Genomic DNA, 17,203 nt, shown 5'->3' with positions numbered 1-17,203 from the left:
CCTTGATGATGGCTGTCGACTTCATCTGCCGATCACTCGATGCGCCATGTCCACGTCCTGGCGACCGGATTGAGGGGGACCTCAAGCCCATCAGGTGGGGAATTCGCCGATCCACGTACGCTCCAAGAGGTGCTGGGGCAGGTACTCGGACTCGACTTCGATCGGGATGTCCGCGTCAAAGGCCATACAGGCGATGGCTAGCGGGCCCAGAGCCACCAGGCCCTCGCTGCTCTTGGCCCGGGCCTCATCGCCGGTCCAGTACTCGCGGTGCCAGGTGAGTGCTTCTGCCAGAGCGGCGTTGAACGGTTCGGGCTCTTGCCGCTGGTAGCGATGGAAGACTTCCAGCGGTGGGTAGAGGATCTTCAGCATGAGTTCGGCACTGGCGATGTGGGGCGCCGCTGGGTCCGTGCCGTTGATGGCGGTGACCAGTGTGTCCCAGGTCTCCTGGCGGCCGAACCAGGCGTTCTGCAGGGTCTCCACCCACGCATAGATGTACTCGTCGAACTCCACCCCGGAAGCTCGGAGGAACGACACGGGAACACGGGCCAGTTGATCGAGGCGCTCGTTTTCGCGGCAGATCACGGCCAGGTAGTACGAGGTGAGCCAATTGCCCGCGTGCAGGTACTCCTGAGGCCCGGTCGCAGGGAGGTTCTTGATCTCACCCTTGCTTCCCATGCGGCACGGGACGGGGCTTTCCGCTGCGGCGCCCGAGATGAACAGGCCTGAGCCGACCTGCATCGCGGTGACCCACGCCTCCCATGTCGGGAATTCCCCTACGACGGGATCCGCCAGGCAGGTCCACTTGGCGACGGTCAGCGAGTAATCCAGAGCGTCGAAACGGTCGAACTCGGAGGTCTCGAGTTCCGAGAGCGCTTCTTCGGCGCTTTGGACGATCGGCGCCATGGCTTCGTCCACGTTGTCCACGGGGAAGTCGTGGCGGGGTATGCGGATGACCACGTGCCCATCTCTCTCAGTAGATCTGCATTTCTTCCACTACGGCGCCAGCATAGAGGGAACCATCGGGTTCCTTGGCCTTGACCAGGACATATCTCAACTTCCCTGCCTTCAGCGCGCTCCGGAACTGACGCGCAAGCACGGCATCACGGCCACCGCGTTTCGTCATCTCGGCCATGATGGTCCGCAGATACAGAAGCGTGCCCTGCTTCACCCTCATGCCCGCTGCGCCACCGTCGTCGCCGATGTGCGGATTTGCGGGGTCCTCAGGATCGGCACGCCCATGTCGCCAGTCGAGATCGTTCCCCGGAGCCTTGTCCTCGGCGATCAGGATTCTGTCGTCCTTGATCCTGTATGCCGCGTCGAACATGTGGGCGCCGTTCGACGTCTTGGGGAGCTTGATGACCTCGGCATCCGGGAACTCGTGCGGAATCGCATGGAGCCTGGAAGCGTCCTCACCCAGCTTCTCGGAGATCTTGCTGTTGGGCGGCACATGACCAAGCTGCTTGGCGTACGACTCTTGAGCAGTGGCGAGAGCCTCGTGGTTCGGAGCTGAGGGCGTCCCATCGAATGCCTTCTGCGCGTTCATGAGGTCCCGATATGCCTGACGGTCCGCAGCTCTCTTGTCGAGCGTCGACAGAACGTCGTCCGGTGCGGTGCCTCGCGGGAGCGGCTTCGGGCCGAGCCGGACTTCGGACGGGCCGGTCGGCAAGTTGTGCTTGGCGACCAACCGCCCCTGAGGATCCTTCGCGAGTTGAGGGAGCTCGACTCCGTCCACCAGCCCGACGTTGGGCTTCCTGCGTCCGAGGATGTCGTAGTGCGCCCTGCGCCACTCGGGATCTTCGTTGGCCTTCCGGACATGTTCGTCCTGGATGGCTTTGCGCTCAGCAGGAGTCAACTCCTGCTGTCGCTCACTCTGGGCGTCGTCACCATTCGTATGGTCCGCGCTGTGCTCATCGGGTCCTGTCGACCGTGTGGCGCCGCCTTGTGGCCGGCTATGTTCCAGTCCGGTACCCGAAGCGCCACGGCCCGCCACCGGCCCGTCTCCCGCACCGTGCGACGCTCCGCTGGCGCCTGTAGCGCGGTCGCCTTGGACCTCGCTGCCACGTGTCGCCTCACGCCTGGTGTCCGAAGCGGGGCTGTCGTGACGGGCCTGCGCCGACAGGTCCTCGCCGGCGTGCCCACCGCCTTCGGCGACGCGTGCTCCGGCGCCGACGAGTGCGGGCTCCTGCTCCCGTGCGGTGACGTGGGCGGCGTGTTCGGTGGCCGAAGTGGTGCGTTCGGTGGCGGACAATTCCTGCGGGACGTCGCCGGTGTGGGGGATATTGTTTTTGCTTGCCGTGAATTCGCCGTCCGCGATGCGAAGTTGGGAGCCGTCGGAGAGTTCCAGCAAGCTCTCCGGTCCCTTGGCCGCGCGGAACTCCCCCAGTCCGCTGCGGACGTTGGCGGTGAGTTCGGAGATCTTGGGCAGGGTGTACCGGGTGGTGCGGACGGCGGTGCTGATGGGGTCGACGGCGTCGGCGATGCGGGCCGCGGTGAGGACGGCCCTGGTGCCGGCTCCGGCCTTGCCGCCGGCCGCGGCGACTCGGACAGCCGCGGCGGTCCCGGCGAAGGGCAGGAGGTTGAAGGTGACGACGCTGCCCGAGGCGCGGGCCGGGTTGGTGCTCCACATGTCCCACTTGAGGAAGCCCTTGCCGGTCTCCTTGGCGTAGGGCTTGCTTTCCTGGGCGAAGTCGCCGGCCCAGAAGCCGGTGGCCGGCTTCCCGCTCGACTCCTGCAGGTAGGTCTCCCCGCCGACGATCGCACGGGTGAGGCCTTCCCAGGCCAGCTTCGCCTGGTCGGTGCCGTGGCCTCCGACCATGGTGAAGGCACCGTCGAGGGTGCCCACCACGCCGTCCATGACGAACCCGTCCCAGACGTGTTCCTTGATCTGGTAGCCGAGGTCCCAACCACTGTGGGCCAGGCCCTGTGGGGTGCCCCACGGCAGCTCGTGGACCTGCTCGTAGGTCTCGGCGGTGGCTCCGTAGATCTGGGTCCCGATCGGCACCAGCATGTGGTCGGACTGCTGCATGTACTGAGTGCCGCCCACCAGGGCCGTGATCTTGTTGTGGGCGGCGATTTCGGCGGCCTCGAAGGCGGCTTTGGCCTCCGCCACCCCGTTCATCAGGGCCGTGTGCTCGTCGACCTTGTCCTGGTTCTTGGTCCAGTCGTTGTCGACCGGGCCGTGGGTCCATTCGCCGGAGCCGCGGTAGACATCCTTGTCGACGGACGCCACGAACGCGGCGGCCTTGACTTTGAGAGCCTCCAGCCGCTCCTTGATCGGCTTGACCGTCACGGCGTACTCGGTGAGCGCGGCGGCCACAGTCTCGACCTTGCCGGCGAACGCATCGGCACGATCGCGAACGGGTGCGGTGGAAGCGAACAGGTCGGTCGCCTCGGGCGCTTGGTAAACCGCCGCCAGCGCCTGGAACCGGGTGTGCGCGACCTCACCCGCCCGCCGAATGCCGTCCGCGTCGTTCTGCAGCCCGGTGACGTGGTGCTCCAGCAGCCCCAGGTCGCCGGTGAAGTGGGGGATGCCCTCGGGGTTGATCACCGTCTGCCCCGCTTCAGGTCGGCGATCTCCAGCCTGTCTTCCACCACACCGGCCGCCTGGTGCTGCACCTGCGCGGCCATCTCCAGGTCGCCCGACTCGTAGGCCAGAGTCGCTTCGATCGCGCCGTTGACCGACTTGCCCGTCCGCGCGCCGATGAACTGCAGCTCACTCGTGGTGCCCTCGATGAATTCCACCAGCGCCGATCCCACCAGCCCGGCGACCGGGCCCTTGCCTCCGGTGTCTGCGGAGGAGAGCGTCCCGGCCGAGGTCGCGGCCCCCTCCAAGTCCGCCCCGTACGCCTCGGTGATCCCGTCCAGCGCGGTCATCACATCACCTACCCGCGAGGTGACCACACCCACACCGGCCGGATCGATATCCCACTTCGACATGCCTGCTCCCGTAACGCCGCACTGTCCCACTACCTCCCGCGTCAAGTACGCGGAGGTCAGCCGATGTTGTCGACCGCCGCGCGTGCCTTGGCCATGGTCGACTGGGCGGTCCCGTCGTTCTGGTCAAGAGTGGAGCGCACCAGGCGGATGATGTCGCGGACCTCGCCCGCGGCGTGGTTCCAGCGCGTTTCCTTGCCGTGGTACTCGTCGGAGACGTTGTCGGCAGTGAAGTCGCCCATCGCGGCCTTCACGGCGCGGTCGCGGTCGCCGAGGACGCGCTCCAGTTGACCGATGATGCCCTGCAGGCTGCCCTGCACCTCGGTGGAGGCGCCGGTGTCGTAGGAGCGGCGGTCCTGGCTGTGACCCATCGTCAAGTTCCCCCTTGCGTACGGACTGCTACGGGCTAGCGGGCGCCGAAGCGAGCCGCGTCGAAGTTCGCGTGCCCCATGTTCTGGTGCGCGTTGTCCTGCTGCTCCGTGTCACCGGAACCGAATGCGGTCTCCATGCCACCCTGGCCGCCCAGGATCGCGTTGAGCGCCCCGTTCAGATCGTCCGTGATCTCGTCGGCGCGCTTCTTGAAGTGGTCGAACGCGACCTTGCCGGCCCCGTTGAACTTCCCCTCCAGCGGTTCCGCCGCCTGGATCAGCAACTGGATCAGCGTCCCCAGGTCGTCCACCGAACCGATCGTGCTCTTGCCGAGATCCGCCAGGGTCGACGACCCCATGTCGAACTTCATCCACCCACCCCCGTGTTGTACGCCGTGACCGTTCATCGGCTGTCACGACGTTCCCGTGTGTCACGCACGCCTCACAGTGCGTCGAACATCCTCTCGCATAACGCATTGCACACGCAACGGAGTTGGGGGCGAACTGGCGTGATCTATCCCATGCGTGGCCGTCCTGTGATGCGGGTGTGACAGCGGTGGCGAGTCCGACGGCGAAGGGGCGTATCCGTTCGCTGCTTGTCCGGCCCGCACGCTCGGCTTGCCGAACAGGACGTACGGGCCCTGGTTTCCAGCGATATCACTCGTGGGGGTGAGCAGAATCCTTCAAGGACACGACAGCCGGCTGTCCGGGGACGCATGCTGACCTCGCCGTATCCCAGCGATATGCGTGACCGCAGCCGTACGTACCTATGGAGATGGTGCGCGTGCCCCACCAAGTGCCCTTGGACGCCGCTGAAGTGGTTGAGGGTGTGGTCGATCATCTGCTGCACGTCAGCTACGACGAGCGCACGGTGCTGCGACTGACCACTACAGCGGGCGACGAGGAGAGCATCACCGCGGTCGGCAAAGCGCTCTTCGGAGTGCAGCCCGGGGCGAGCGTGCGACTCTGCGGGGCATGGGTCGACCATCAGCGCCACGGGCGGCAGTTCAAGGCCGAGCGGTGCGAGCGGACGATGCCCGCCGACGAGCGGGCAATCCGCCTCTATCTCGCCTCGGGCATGATCCGCGGGATCGGGCCGGTCCTCGCTTCCGCAATCGTTGATGCCTTCGGCGAGCAGTCCCTGAAGATCATCGACGCCGAACCGCAACAACTCCTGGAGGTGCACGGCATCGGGCAGGTCCGGCTGGGCCGCATCGCTGCGGCCTGGCAGGAGCAGAAGGCCATCGCCGAGATCATGGTGTTCCTCCAAGGGCTCCAAATCACCCCGGCCCTCGCAGTGAAGATCTACACCGCGTACGCCGACACCGACGACGACCCGATGCGCATCGTCCGCCGCACTCCCTACCAGCTGTGCCGGGAGGTGTACGGTGTCGGCTTCCACAACGCCGACAAGATCGCCCTCGCGGTGGGCATCCCCAAACACAGCGATGCCCGCCTCCAGGCCGCCCTGCTGCACGAACTCGATCAGGCCGGAGCAAGCGGCCACTGCCATCTGCCGGTGCGCGTCCTTATTGCCCGTACCCGTCATCTGTTGACCGATGACGACCCGGCGACTGCGGAGATCCTCGACGACGCGGTGCTGCGTCACGCCCTTCAGACGCTGCAAGCACAGGGTGAGGTGGTCACCGAGACGCTGCCCCTGCCGGTGCGCGACGGCTCCGACACACTGGCCGACACCGAGATCGCCCTGCTGCCACACCGGCACCGGGACGAGACACAGCTCGCCGTCCACGTACGGCGCCTGCTCGGCTCCACCCCTTCGCTGGCCGAGCTCGCTCCATGGGCGGAGTATCTTTCCGCGCTGACCAGCCAGGAGACGGCCGGTCTGACCGACGAGCAGCACCAGGCGATCCTGACCGCCCTAACGAGCCCTCTGTCCGTGTTGACCGGAGGGCCGGGCTGCGGCAAGACGCACACCTTGCGCACCTTGGTCGAGATCGCCGATGAGGCCGGCGCGGTGGTCGCGCTGGCCGCCCCGACCGGGAAGGCCGCCAAGCGCCTGGAACAGACCTGCGGCCAGGCGGCGATGACCGTGCACCGGCTGATCCGGCCGCCCGACGGCGACTCCCTCTTCGACCACGCCAGCGCCCTGGAGACCGCCGACCTCGTCGTCATCGACGAGGCGTCCATGCTCGACCTCGCCCTGGCCCGCCGACTCTTCGCAGCAGTCCGCGACGGCTGTCACCTGCTGCTCGTCGGCGACACCGACCAGCTGCCCAGCGTCGCCCCCGGCCGGGTCCTGCGCGACCTCCTTGACGTCGAGGACATCCCGCGCACCCGGCTCACCAAGGTCTTCCGCCAGCACGACGACAGTGCCGCGATTGTCATCAACGCCCACCGCATCCTGCGCGGTGAACTCCCTGCAGACGACCCCAAGGCCTTCTGGAACCGGCCTCTGTCCAGCTCCGAGGACATCGCCCAGCGCGTGGTGGACGTGGTCTGCGAGCGCATGCCGAAGTACTTCAAGGCCCGTCCGGAGGACATCCAGGTTCTCTGTCCCGGCAAGAAGAACATCGCCGGCATGACTGACCTCAACCTGCGCCTGCAGGAGCGCCTCAACCCGCCATCCAATGACAAACCCCAGCACTACCACGGCGGGACCGCCTTCCGGCGCGGCGACCGCGTCCAGCAGGTCCGCAACAATCCCCACCGCGGCGAAGCCGGGATCTTCAACGGCAGCAGCGGCACCATCACTGCCCTAGACGTGGAGACCCACCAACTCACCGTCACCTTCCCCGACGGCGAGACGGCCGACTACCCCTTCACCGATCTCGACGAGCTCGTTCACGCCTACGCGCTGACCGTCCACCGCTCCCAGGGCAGCGAATACCCGTACGTCGTCATCCCCATGGTCAACGCAGCCGGGATGATGCTGCTCCAGCGCAACCTGCTCTACACCGCCGTCACCCGCGCCCGAAACGGCGTCATGCTTATCGGTCAGAGCGAAGCCGTCCAGCGGGCCGTTGCCAACAACCACACCCAGCGCCGCAACACCGCCCTCACGCATCGCATCACCCACGCCGAAGACGCCGTACTTGCTCCGCGCTCCCAGGCACCGAGCGGGCAACTCGCTTGGGGTTGACGTTACCCGCGTGCGGGGGACGGCGTCCCAGACGACGGTCAGCGGCGGGACGGTGGTCTCGTGAACCCTGCCGAACTGTGTCCCACCGCACGAGTCGTCGACGCGAAGGCGCTGCAGAAGTGGGCGTTGGACTACCCGAGTACGTACCGGTCCGCGCAGCCCGCTCGTACGCACGTTCGGCGTCGCATCGTCCTGTGGGAGTGATCGACGTGTCCGATCCGACTGCGCTGTTTACAGACTTCGCCAAGGCCGTCTCGCCCGGGCCGGATCAGGAGTGCGGTCGTGGCCTCATCGTCATCCGGCGCCTCGATGGCCGCGTCTCCTGGTTCCCGCGGCAGGACCGCGCGCAGAGCGCGCTGTGCCACGCGTTCAACCTGGCGAAGAAAAAGAGAGAACGCGCCAGCCTCATTCGAGGAGCTGTACGGGATCCCGGCGCCCCTCGGACTGCCGAAGGCTGCCCTGGTGCCCTGGGTCGAACGAGGCCGGCGGAGCGAAAATCCCTGAGTGATCCTGCGGCGTTCTCTGTACGTTGTACAGGCGCGTCCGAGGTGAGGCGTTGTGCGGAGCAGTCGACTGCAGCGCAGCGCATGGATTGCCAAGAGATCGAGGAAAGGCCGGCAGCCGTGACTTCCGAAGCGCGCTCTTCCATCGCTGCGGTCCAGCTCCGTGCGGATCATCCGGCGCGTGTGCACGCGATGTGCACTGCAACGGATCACACGGCGCATATCCGCAGTTCAGAACCCCTATCGAGGCGTACCCACAGTGTTCCTGACGATCAGTGCCACCGGCACCCCAGAGCGACCCGCGACCGATCTCGGCTTTCTGCTGCACAAGCATCCCGACAAGGCGCAAGGGTTCTCGACGTCCTACGGCACGGCGCACGTCCTGTACCCGGAGGCGTCCGCCGAGCGGTGCACCGCTGCGTTGCTACTGGAGGTCGACGCGGTGGCGCTGGTGCGGCGCGGCAAGGGCAAGGGGCGCGGCGGGGCGCCGGACGCCGCGCTCGCGCAGTACGTGAACGATCGCCCCTACGCGGCGTCGTCGCTGCTGGCCGTGGCGCTGAGCGCTGTGTTCTCCAGTGCGATGAAGGGGCAGTGCACGGCGCGGCCCGAGCTCCCCGCGCGCCCGCTCCCGCTCCGGATCGAGGTGCCCGCGCTGCCCGCACGCGGTGGCGCGGACCTCGTACGGGCGCTCTTCGAACCGCTGGGCTGGACGGTGACGGTCGAGGCCGTGGTGCTGGACGCGGCGTTCCCCGAGTGGGGCGACTCGCGGTACGTACGGCTCGTACTGGAATCGGAGCGGCTGACCCTGGCCGAGGCGCTGCGGCACCTCTACGTGCTTCTGCCGGTGCTCGACGACGCCAAGCACTACTGGGTCTCGTCCGACGAGGTCGACAAGCTGCTGCGGGCCGGCGAGGGCTGGCTGCCGGACCACCCGGAACAGCGGCTGATCACCAGCCGCTATCTCGCGCGGCGCTGGTCGCTGACGCGCGCGGCGACGGAGCGGCTCGAACTCGTACGGCTCGCCGAGACCGACGACAGCGCGGTCGAGGACATCGACAACGCGGTCGAGGACCGGCCGGACGACGAGACGGACACCGGCGCCGAGGCGGCGAAGGGGAGCCCGGACGCAAGCGCCGACGACGGGGACGTGAACGCGCACCGGAGCACGGACGAGAGCCCGGACGGGAGCGCGGACGGCAAGGCCGTATCGCTCGCCGTCCTGCGGCGTGACGCGATCCTCGCCGCGCTGCACGCCTCGGGTGCGGGCCGTGTCCTCGATCTCGGCTGCGGGCAGGGCCAGTTGGTGCAGGCGCTGCTGAAGGACCCGCGGTTCACCGAGATCGTCGGCGTGGACGTGTCGATGCGCGCGCTCACCGTCGCCGCGCGGCGGCTCAAGCTCGACCGCATGGGGGAGCGACAGGCGTCGCGCGTGCAGCTGGTTCAGGGCTCGCTCGCGTACACCGACAAGAGGCTCAAGGGGTACGACGCCGCCGTGCTCAGCGAGGTCATCGAGCACCTCGACCTGCCGCGGCTGCCCGCCCTGGAGTACGCGGTGTTCGGCTCGGCGCGCCCGAGGACCGTCCTCGTGACGACGCCGAACGTCGAGTACAACGTCCGCTGGGAGAGCCTTCCGGCCGGGCACTCCCGGCACGGCGACCACCGCTTCGAGTGGACGCGCGAGGAGTTTCGCGGCTGGGCGCACACCGTGGCCGAACGGCACGGCTACGGCGTGGAGTTCGTGCCCGTCGGCGACGACGACCCCGAGGTGGGGCCGCCGACCCAGATGGCCGTCTTCACCATGAACGAACGACTGAACGACCCGAACGCGAAGGAGGAGAAGGCCGCATGACGAACCACAGCGAACCCCGGGTGCGCACCCTGCCCGTCACCGACCTCTCCCTCGTGGTCCTCGTCGGCGCGTCCGGGTCGGGCAAGTCCACCTTCGCGCGACGGCACTTCAAGCCGACCGAGGTCATCTCCAGCGACTTCTGCCGCGGTCTCGTCGCCGACGACGAGAACGACCAGAGCGCCAGCGGCGACGCCTTCGACGTGCTGCACTACATCGCGGGCAAGCGCCTCGCGGCGGGGCGGCGCACGGTCGTCGACGCGACCAGCGTGCAGCAGGACAGCCGCCGTCAGCTGGTCGACCTCGCCAGGAAGTACGACGTACTGCCCATCGCCATCGTGCTCGACGTGCCCGAGGAGGTGTGCGCCGAACGCAACGCGGCACGCACCGACCGCGCCGACATGCCGCGCCGCGTCATCCAGCGCCACATCCGCGAACTCAGGCGCTCCCTGCGGCAGTTGGAACGTGAGGGCTTCAGGAAGGTGCACATCCTGCGGGGTGTGGAGGAGATCGAGAGCGCCGAGGTCCGCACCGAGAAGCGCTTCAACGACCTGACCCACCTCACCGGCCCGTTCGACATCATCGGCGACATCCACGGCTGTGCCTCCGAGCTGGAGTCGCTGCTCGGGAAGCTCGGTTACGTCGACGGGGCGCATCCGCAGGGCCGTACGGCCGTCTTCGTCGGCGACCTCGTCGACCGCGGCCCGGACACCCCCGGCGTGCTGCGCCGGGTGATGTCGATGGTCGCGACGGGCAACGCCCTGTGCGTCCCGGGCAACCACGAGAACAAGTTCGGGCGTTACCTCAAGGGCCGCCAGGTCCAGCACACGCACGGCCTCGCCGAGACCATCGAGCAGATGGCGGGGGAGAGCGAGGAGTTCAGGAAGCAGGTACGGGAGTTCGTCGACGGGCTGGTCAGTCACTACGTCCTCGACGGCGGGCGGCTCGTCGTCTGCCACGCCGGTCTGCCCGAGCACTACCACGGCCGTACGTCGGGCCGGGTGCGCTCGCACGCGCTGTACGGCGACACGACCGGCGAGACCGACGAGTTCGGGCTGCCGGTGCGCTACCCATGGGCGGAGGACTACCGCGGCCGCGCGGCAGTGGTGTACGGCCACACTCCGGTGCCCACGGCCACATGGCTGAACAACACCATCTGCCTCGACACGGGCGCCGTCTTCGGCGGCAAGCTGACCGCGCTGCGCTGGCCGGAACGCGAGCTGGTCGACGTACCGGCCGAGCAGGTCTGGTACGAGCCGACGAGGCCGCTGGCGTCCGAGGCGCCCGGCGGGCACGAGGGGCGGCCGCTCGACCTGGCGGACGTGCACGGGCGCCGTACCGTCGAGACCCGGCACGCCGGGCGGGTCTCCGTCCGGGAGGAGAACGCGGCCGCCGCCCTGGAGGTCATGAGCCGTTTCGCGGTGGACCCGCGGCTGCTGCCGTACCTGCCCCCGACCATGGCACCGACCGCGACCTCGCACATCGAGGGCTACCTGGAGCACCCGGCGGAGGCCTTCGCCCAGTACAAGGAGGACGGCGTCGCGCGGGTCGTGTGCGAGGAGAAGCACATGGGCTCGCGGGCGGTGGCGCTGGTGTGCCGCGACGTGCAGGCGGCGCGTGAGCGCTTCGGCGTGGACGGGCCCACCGGGGCGCTGTACACGCGCACCGGCCGCCCGTTCTTCGACGACACCGCTGTCACCGAGGAGATCCTCGGCCGGCTGCGGGCGGCGATGACGCAGGCCGGTCTGTGGGCGGAGCTCGGGACCGACTGGGTGCTGCTCGACGCCGAGTTGATGCCGTGGTCGCTGAAGGCGTCCGGGCTGCTGCGGTCCCAGTACGCCGCCGTGGGCGCCGCGTCCGGGGCCGTGTTCCCGGGGGCGCTCGCCGCGCTCGAAGGGGCCGCGGTGCGGGGTGTCGAGGTGGGCGGTCTGCTGGACAGGCAGCGTGAACGGGCCGCCGACGCAGAGGCGTTCACGGACGCCTACCGGCGCTACTGCTGGACGACGGACGGACTGGACGGGGTGCGTCTGGCGCCCTTCCAGATCCTCGCCGTCCAGGGGCGCAGCCTTGCCGCGCTCCCGCACGACGAGCAGCTCGCGCTGATCGACCGGCTCGTCGAGCACGACGGGAGCGGGCTGCTGGGGACCACGCGACGGCTGTACGTCGACACGGGGGACGCCGAGTCGGTACGTGCCGGGGTCGACTGGTGGCTGGAGATGACCGGGCGCGGTGGCGAGGGCATGGTCGTCAAGCCGGTCGGGGCCGTCGTACGCGGTGCGAACGGGCGGCTTGTGCAGCCGGGTATCAAGTGCCGGGGGCGGGAGTACCTGCGGATCATCTACGGGCCGGAGTACACGCGGCCCGAGAACCTGGCCCGGCTGCGGGGGCGGTTCCTGAACCACAAGCGGTCGCTGGCGATTCGCGAGTACGCGCTGGGGCTGGAGGCGTTGGACCGGCTCGCGGACGGGGAGCCGTTGTGGCGGGTGCATGAAGCGGTGTTCGGGGTGCTGGCGTTGGAGAGCGAGCCGGTTGATCCCCGGCTGTGACGGGTGGGTGGCGGCGGGGGGTGTTTTTCGCCCCCTCCGCCCCTTCCCGTCCCGTCCTCCTGGGGGCTTCGCCCCCTCTCCCCCCTGTCGCGCTTCGCGCTCGTCCTCAAACGCCGGACGGGCTGAATCGCGCTAGCCCAGCAGTCGCAAGCGGACCTCCGCCACCCCCACCCGCACCGACTGCCCCCATGTCAGTTCCAACGCGTCGCTCTCCACCCCGTCCCCGAAGGCGATCAAGCGGTCCGACTCCACCGTGAGCCTAAGTCCCGCCCCGCGCGGGAGTTCTCCGGCGACGAGTGAGGTCCCCGTGGCCGGTGACGGCCACGCCTCGCGCACGAACCACAGCAGCCGCTCCTCCGTGGGCCCCGGCGGGGGTGGGCCCCCGCCCCGCTCCTGCCGTACCGACCGGATCCATCCGCTCGCCCCCGTCCCCGTTCCCACGAGCACCCCGGACGAGGCCTGGGACTCGACGACACCCCTGTCGTCGTCGAACCCCAGGCGGTATCGGGCCGTCTGGTGTCCGGCCGCCCCGAGGTAGATCTCGTTGAGGGCGACCAGGCGCTGGGTGTCGTCGGCGACGGCCTCGACCATGGTGAGTTCGTCGGCCCGCGTGCCCGGGGCGGTGGCCGAGGAGATCAACGGGCCCGCGTCCGCGGCGCGATGGCGCACCAGCACGCCGGGGTTGCGCCCGGGGTCCGTGTCGATGCCGACCACCGGTTGCCCGGTCAGGTACTTGGCGACATTGGCGACCAGTCCGTCCTGTCCCACGACGACCACCACGTCCTCGGGTGCGAACAGGAAGCGGTCCAAGTCGCCGCGCTCCACCCGGGCCTGACGCCAGGTCAACGGAATGGCCGACGCCACGTCGGTCAGCGCCCGGCGCGCGCGCGTGTGCCGTTCGGCGACCTCCTCGATGCTCCGGCCGCGGGACGTGAGGAAGAACGCCGCCTGACCGTGCGTTCCGTGCCGGGCCACCAACTCCTCGTACTCCGTGGTGCGATGGACCAGCACGACCCGCGGCGCGAGACTCACGCCGACTCACCCGAACCCGAACCCGAGCCCGAGCCCGAAGCCGCCCCCGCCCCCGCCGCCCCGCCGAGCCGCGAGAGCAGCCCCGTCAGGACGTCCGGCGACACCGTGATGCTGTCGATGTGCGGCAGGTTCTCCGCGAGCCGGGTGCCCGTCAGGGCGTTGAGGGTGGCGACGTCGACCTCGGCGTGCACGCGCAGCCAGGCGGCCTGGGCCTGGGCCCGTGCCTCGCCGACCTCCCGTGCGGCCTCCGCCTCCGCCCGCGCCAGTCGCACGGCACGCACGGCCTCGGCGTCGGCGAGCTTCACGGTGCGCGCGGCCTCCGCCTCCGTGAGCCGGGCCGATCGCCCGGCCTCGGCCTCGGCGAGCCGGAGCGAGCGCCCTGCTTCCGCCTCCGCGAGATGCAGTGACCGTGCGGCCTCCGCCTCCGCGAGGCGGACCGTGCGCGCCGCCTCCGCTCCCGCGCGGACGGCGTCGGCTGCGGCGTGCTCCTCCGCCTCGCGCCGGGTGTTCGTGCCGCGCTGGTCGACCAACTGCTCCTCGCGCCGGGCCAGTTCGATCTGACTCGCCAGCTCGTTCTCGGCGATCGTCCGCTCCCGCTCGACGGCGACGGCACGCCGTTCGTACGTCGCCCGGTCCGCCTCCTGCTGGATCTGCTCGCGGGCGGGGGTGCGCAGGGCCCGCTCCACCTCGGGCTCCGGCCGCAGCGCCACCACCCGTACCGCCACCACGTCGATGCCGGTGGCGGGCAGCCGTGGTTCGGCCGCGAGGCCGCCTGCGACGCGCTCGCGCACCGATGCCACGCCGTCGGCCAGGGCGGCCGCCAGCGGCGTACGGGCGAGGACGTCCAGTGCGTGCTGCTGGGCGGTCTCCGTCAGCAGGGTGCCGAGCTGTTCGAGGGGTGCGCCGCGCCAGATCCCGGTGTCGGGGTCGATGGAGAAGTCGAGGCGCGCGGCGGCGACGGCAGGGTCGCTGATGCGGTAGGTGACCGTCGCCTGCACCGTCACGTCCTGGAAGTCGGACGTACGGGCATGGAAGGTCATCGCCAACTCGCGGTCGTCGACCGGTACTTCGGAGAGCGCGGCGGTCAGGGACCGGTACCAGAAGCTCAGGCCGGGCCCGTCGTGCGCGAGCCGCCCCGACCGATGGTGCCGGACGTGGGCGGTCGGCGCCCCGCGCAGATGGCGCCAGCCGAGTCGACGGGTGATGTCGGCCATGAAGCTCCCCTTGCCGGTGGGCGCGTTGCCGCTGCTCACCTCACTTGTTTTCGTCATTGCGACGATAAGGCGCCCGACCCATTATCGTCAAGGGGACGAAATCAAGTGGTCCGGTTCCGGGCGATCGGCGGGTGAACGCGCGTCCGGATGGTCAGGATGGAGACATGGGATTCCATGTCGACTCCGAGGCCGGGCGGCTGCGCCGCGTCATCCTGCACAGGCCTGATCTGGAGCTCAAAAGGCTCACCCCCAGCAACAAGGACGCCCTGCTCTTCGACGACGTGCTGTGGGTGCGACGGGCGCGCGCCGAGCACGACGGGTTCGCGGACGTGCTGCGCGACCGCGGAGTCGCCGTCCACCTCTTCGGCGACCTGCTCACGGAGGCCCTGGAGGTCCCGGCGGCCAGATCGCTCGTCCTCGACCGGGTCTTCGACGAGAAGGAGTACGGCCCGCTCGCCACGGACCACCTCCGGGCCGCTTTCGAGACGCTGCCGGCGCACGAACTGGCCGAGGCCCTGGTCGGCGGGATGACCAAGCGGGAGTTCCTCGATGCCCATCCCGAGCCGACGTCCGTGCGCTTCCACGTCATGGACCTCGACGACTTCCTGCTCGGCCCCCTGCCCAACCACCTCTTCACCCGGGACACCTCCGCCTGGATCTACGACGGGGTGTCGATCAACGCCATGAAGTGGCCCGCCCGCCAGCGCGAGACGGTGCACTTCGAGGCGATCTACCGGCACCACCCCCTCTTCCGTGACGAGACCTTCAGTCGCTGGTCGGAAGGGATGGCGGACTATCCGTCGACCATCGAGGGCGGCGACGTCCTCGTCATCGGCAACGGCGCCGTGCTCATCGGGATGAGCGAGCGGACCACGCCCCAGGCCGTCGAGATGCTCGCCCACAAGCTCTTCGCGGCCGGCTCCGCGCGCACCATCGTGGCGCTCGACATGCCCAAGCGGCGGGCCTTCATGCACCTCGACACGGTGATGACGATGGTCGACGGCGACATCTTCACGAAGTACGCGGGGCTCGGCATGCTCCGCTCGTACACCATCGAACCGGGCGCGGGCGACAAGGAGTTGAAGGTCACCGACCATCCCCCGGAGCACATGCACCGCGCGATCGCCGCCGCGCTCGGCCTCGACGCCGTCCGCGTCCTGACCGCCACCCAGGACGTGCACGCGGCCGAACGCGAACAGTGGGACGACGGCTGCAACGTCCTCGCCGTCGAGCCGGGGGTCGTCGTGGCCTACGAGCGGAACTCGACCACCAACACGCATCTGCGCAAGCAGGGCATCGAGGTGATCGAGATCCCGGGCAGCGAGCTGGGCCGGGGAAGGGGCGGGCCGCGCTGCATGAGCTGTCCGGTCGAGCGGGACGCCGTATGAGATGCCGTATGGATGCAGCGTGAGATGCGCTGGGAGCGCCGTAGTCGTATGAGGTGCCGAAGGATCCGCCGGCGAAGAGGTGATCGTATAGAAATGTTGAGCATCGTATAGAATTCCAAAGGTCCCTGTACTCGTAACCCTGGAGCGCCCTCATGGCGACTGTCCCGACCGCCCTCGCCGGACGCCACTTCCTCAAGGAGTTGGACTTCACCGAGGAGGAGTTCCGCGGCCTGGTCGCGCTGGCCGCCGAGCTGAAGGCGGCGAAGAAGGCGGGGACCGAGACCCAGTACCTCCGGGGCAAGAACATCGCACTGATCTTCGAGAAGACCTCGACGCGCACGCGCTGCGCGTTCGAGGTGGCCGCGGCGGACCAGGGTGCCTCGACGACGTATCTCGATCCGTCCGGCTCCCAGATAGGCCACAAGGAGTCCATCAAGGACACCGCGCGGGTGCTCGGCCGGATGTTCGACGCGATCGAGTACCGGGGCGACAGTCAGGCCGGCGTCGAGGAGCTGGCCGCCTACGCCGGAGTGCCCGTCTACAACGGCCTGACCGACGACTGGCACCCCACACAGATGCTTGCCGACGTCCTGACGATGACCGAGCACAGCAAGAAGGACCTGTACAACGACGGGTTCGTCTTCGCCTATCTCGGCGACGCCCGCTTCAACATGGGCAACTCGTACCTGATCACCGGCGCGCTGCTCGGCATGGACGTACGGATCGTCGCGCCCAGGGCCTACTGGCCCAGTGACGACGTCGTCGCCCGGGCGCGGAAGCTCGCCGAGGGCAGCGGCGCCGTCGTCACCCTCACCGAGGACGTCGCCGAGGGTGTCCGGGACGCCGACTTCGTCGCCACCGACATCTGGGTCTCCATGGGCGAGCCCAAGGAGGTGTGGGACGAGCGGATCGCCGCCCTGGCCCCGTACGCCGTGACCATGGACGTCCTGCGTGCCACGGGCAATCCGGACGTCAAGTTCCTGCACTGCCTGCCGGCCTTCCATGACCTGGGCACGAAGGTCGGCCGTGAGATCCACGAGACCCACGGCCTCGACTCCCTGGAAGTCACGGACGAGGTCTTCGAGTCGGCGTACTCGGTCGTCTTCGACGAGGCCGAGAACCGGCTGCACACCATCAAGGCGATCATGGTCGCCACGCTCGCCTGAGCCGGACGGGCCCAGGGCGTTCCTGGTCGCCGGGCTCGTCGTGCACGTGCTCTACGGGTGGCGCGACTCGCGCCCGGTGCCCGGAGCGGAAGCGGAGGCGGGCG

General features: G+C 69.1%; 13 protein-coding genes. 6 read left to right on the top strand and 7 right to left on the bottom strand.

The window, feature by feature from the left end; all coding sequences use genetic code 11:
* Nucleotides 1-90 precede the first annotated feature (90 nt).
* The 5 genes from ACN6LB_RS09775 to ACN6LB_RS09755 are packed head-to-tail and all read right to left on the bottom strand — an operon-like array spanning nucleotide 91 to nucleotide 4,672.
* Complete coding sequence (locus tag ACN6LB_RS09775; protein WP_445025456.1) at nucleotides 91-924, bottom strand: immunity 49 family protein; 834 nt, start codon at nucleotides 922-924, stop codon at nucleotides 91-93.
* A gap of 46 nt (nucleotides 925-970) precedes the next feature.
* A complete protein-coding gene (locus ACN6LB_RS09770) occupies nucleotides 971-3,547 on the bottom strand; it encodes a hypothetical protein (RefSeq protein ID WP_445025455.1) in 2,577 nt (858 codons plus the stop codon).
* Nucleotides 3,544-3,936, bottom strand: a complete 393-nt coding sequence (locus tag ACN6LB_RS09765; protein WP_445025454.1) for a DUF6507 family protein — start codon at nucleotides 3,934-3,936, stop codon at nucleotides 3,544-3,546. The genes ACN6LB_RS09770 and ACN6LB_RS09765 overlap by 4 nt, the downstream gene beginning before the upstream one ends.
* A gap of 56 nt (nucleotides 3,937-3,992) precedes the next feature.
* The gene (locus tag ACN6LB_RS09760) at nucleotides 3,993-4,304 is read right to left on the bottom strand and encodes a pore-forming ESAT-6 family protein (protein WP_445025453.1); all 312 of its coding nucleotides are present in this window, start codon (nucleotides 4,302-4,304) and stop codon (nucleotides 3,993-3,995) included.
* 35 nt (nucleotides 4,305-4,339) lie between these two features.
* Nucleotides 4,340-4,672 (bottom strand): hypothetical protein, encoded by a 333-nt coding sequence (locus ACN6LB_RS09755; RefSeq protein WP_445025452.1) that lies wholly within the window; start codon nucleotides 4,670-4,672, stop codon nucleotides 4,340-4,342.
* Nucleotides 4,673-5,103: 431 nt separating this feature from the next.
* Here ACN6LB_RS09755 and recD2 point away from each other — a divergent pair, with 431 nt between their 5' ends.
* The 4 genes from recD2 to ACN6LB_RS09735 all read left to right on the top strand — a co-directional run bounded on the left by recD2 (nucleotide 5,104) and on the right by ACN6LB_RS09735 (nucleotide 12,299).
* Nucleotides 5,104-7,404, top strand: a complete 2,301-nt coding sequence (gene recD2 / locus ACN6LB_RS09750) for an SF1B family DNA helicase RecD2 (RefSeq protein WP_445025451.1) — start codon at nucleotides 5,104-5,106, stop codon at nucleotides 7,402-7,404.
* Between the two features lie 60 nt (nucleotides 7,405-7,464).
* Nucleotides 7,465-7,608: a hypothetical protein gene (locus ACN6LB_RS09745; protein WP_445025450.1), complete on the top strand. Its 144-nt coding sequence runs from the start codon at nucleotides 7,465-7,467 to the stop codon at nucleotides 7,606-7,608.
* A gap of 558 nt (nucleotides 7,609-8,166) precedes the next feature.
* Complete coding sequence (locus ACN6LB_RS09740) at nucleotides 8,167-9,756, top strand: 3' terminal RNA ribose 2'-O-methyltransferase Hen1 (protein WP_445025449.1); 1,590 nt, start codon at nucleotides 8,167-8,169, stop codon at nucleotides 9,754-9,756.
* Nucleotides 9,753-12,299 (top strand): polynucleotide kinase-phosphatase, encoded by a 2,547-nt coding sequence (locus tag ACN6LB_RS09735; RefSeq protein ID WP_445025448.1) that lies wholly within the window; start codon nucleotides 9,753-9,755, stop codon nucleotides 12,297-12,299. The genes ACN6LB_RS09740 and ACN6LB_RS09735 overlap by 4 nt, the downstream gene beginning before the upstream one ends.
* A gap of 132 nt (nucleotides 12,300-12,431) precedes the next feature.
* Here ACN6LB_RS09735 and ACN6LB_RS09730 read toward each other — a convergent pair whose 3' ends face one another.
* Nucleotides 12,432-13,331 carry a hypothetical protein gene (locus ACN6LB_RS09730; RefSeq protein WP_445025447.1) on the bottom strand — a complete coding sequence of 300 codons (900 nt, stop codon included), beginning with the start codon at nucleotides 13,329-13,331 and terminating at the stop codon, nucleotides 12,432-12,434.
* Entirely contained in the window at nucleotides 13,328-14,545 is a 1,218-nt protein-coding gene (locus tag ACN6LB_RS09725; RefSeq protein ID WP_445025505.1) for an SPFH domain-containing protein, read from the bottom strand. Before ACN6LB_RS09725 ends, ACN6LB_RS09730 begins: the two co-directional genes overlap by 4 nt.
* Nucleotides 14,546-14,709: 164 nt before the next feature.
* On the opposite strand from ACN6LB_RS09725, the gene ACN6LB_RS09720 reads away from it, so the two are divergent.
* Together ACN6LB_RS09720 and argF are read left to right on the top strand one after the other, a co-directional pair.
* Nucleotides 14,710-15,933: an arginine deiminase gene (locus ACN6LB_RS09720; protein WP_356139795.1), complete on the top strand. Its 1,224-nt coding sequence runs from the start codon at nucleotides 14,710-14,712 to the stop codon at nucleotides 15,931-15,933.
* A 152-nt stretch (nucleotides 15,934-16,085) separates the two neighbouring features.
* Nucleotides 16,086-17,099 carry an ornithine carbamoyltransferase gene (argF, locus tag ACN6LB_RS09715; protein WP_356139794.1) on the top strand — a complete coding sequence of 338 codons (1,014 nt, stop codon included), beginning with the start codon at nucleotides 16,086-16,088 and terminating at the stop codon, nucleotides 17,097-17,099.
* Nucleotides 17,100-17,203 lie beyond the last annotated feature (104 nt).

It is taken from the genome of Streptomyces sp. SAS_270, from assembly GCF_052543295.1.
This window is presented reverse-complemented; position numbering and strand designations above follow the sequence as displayed.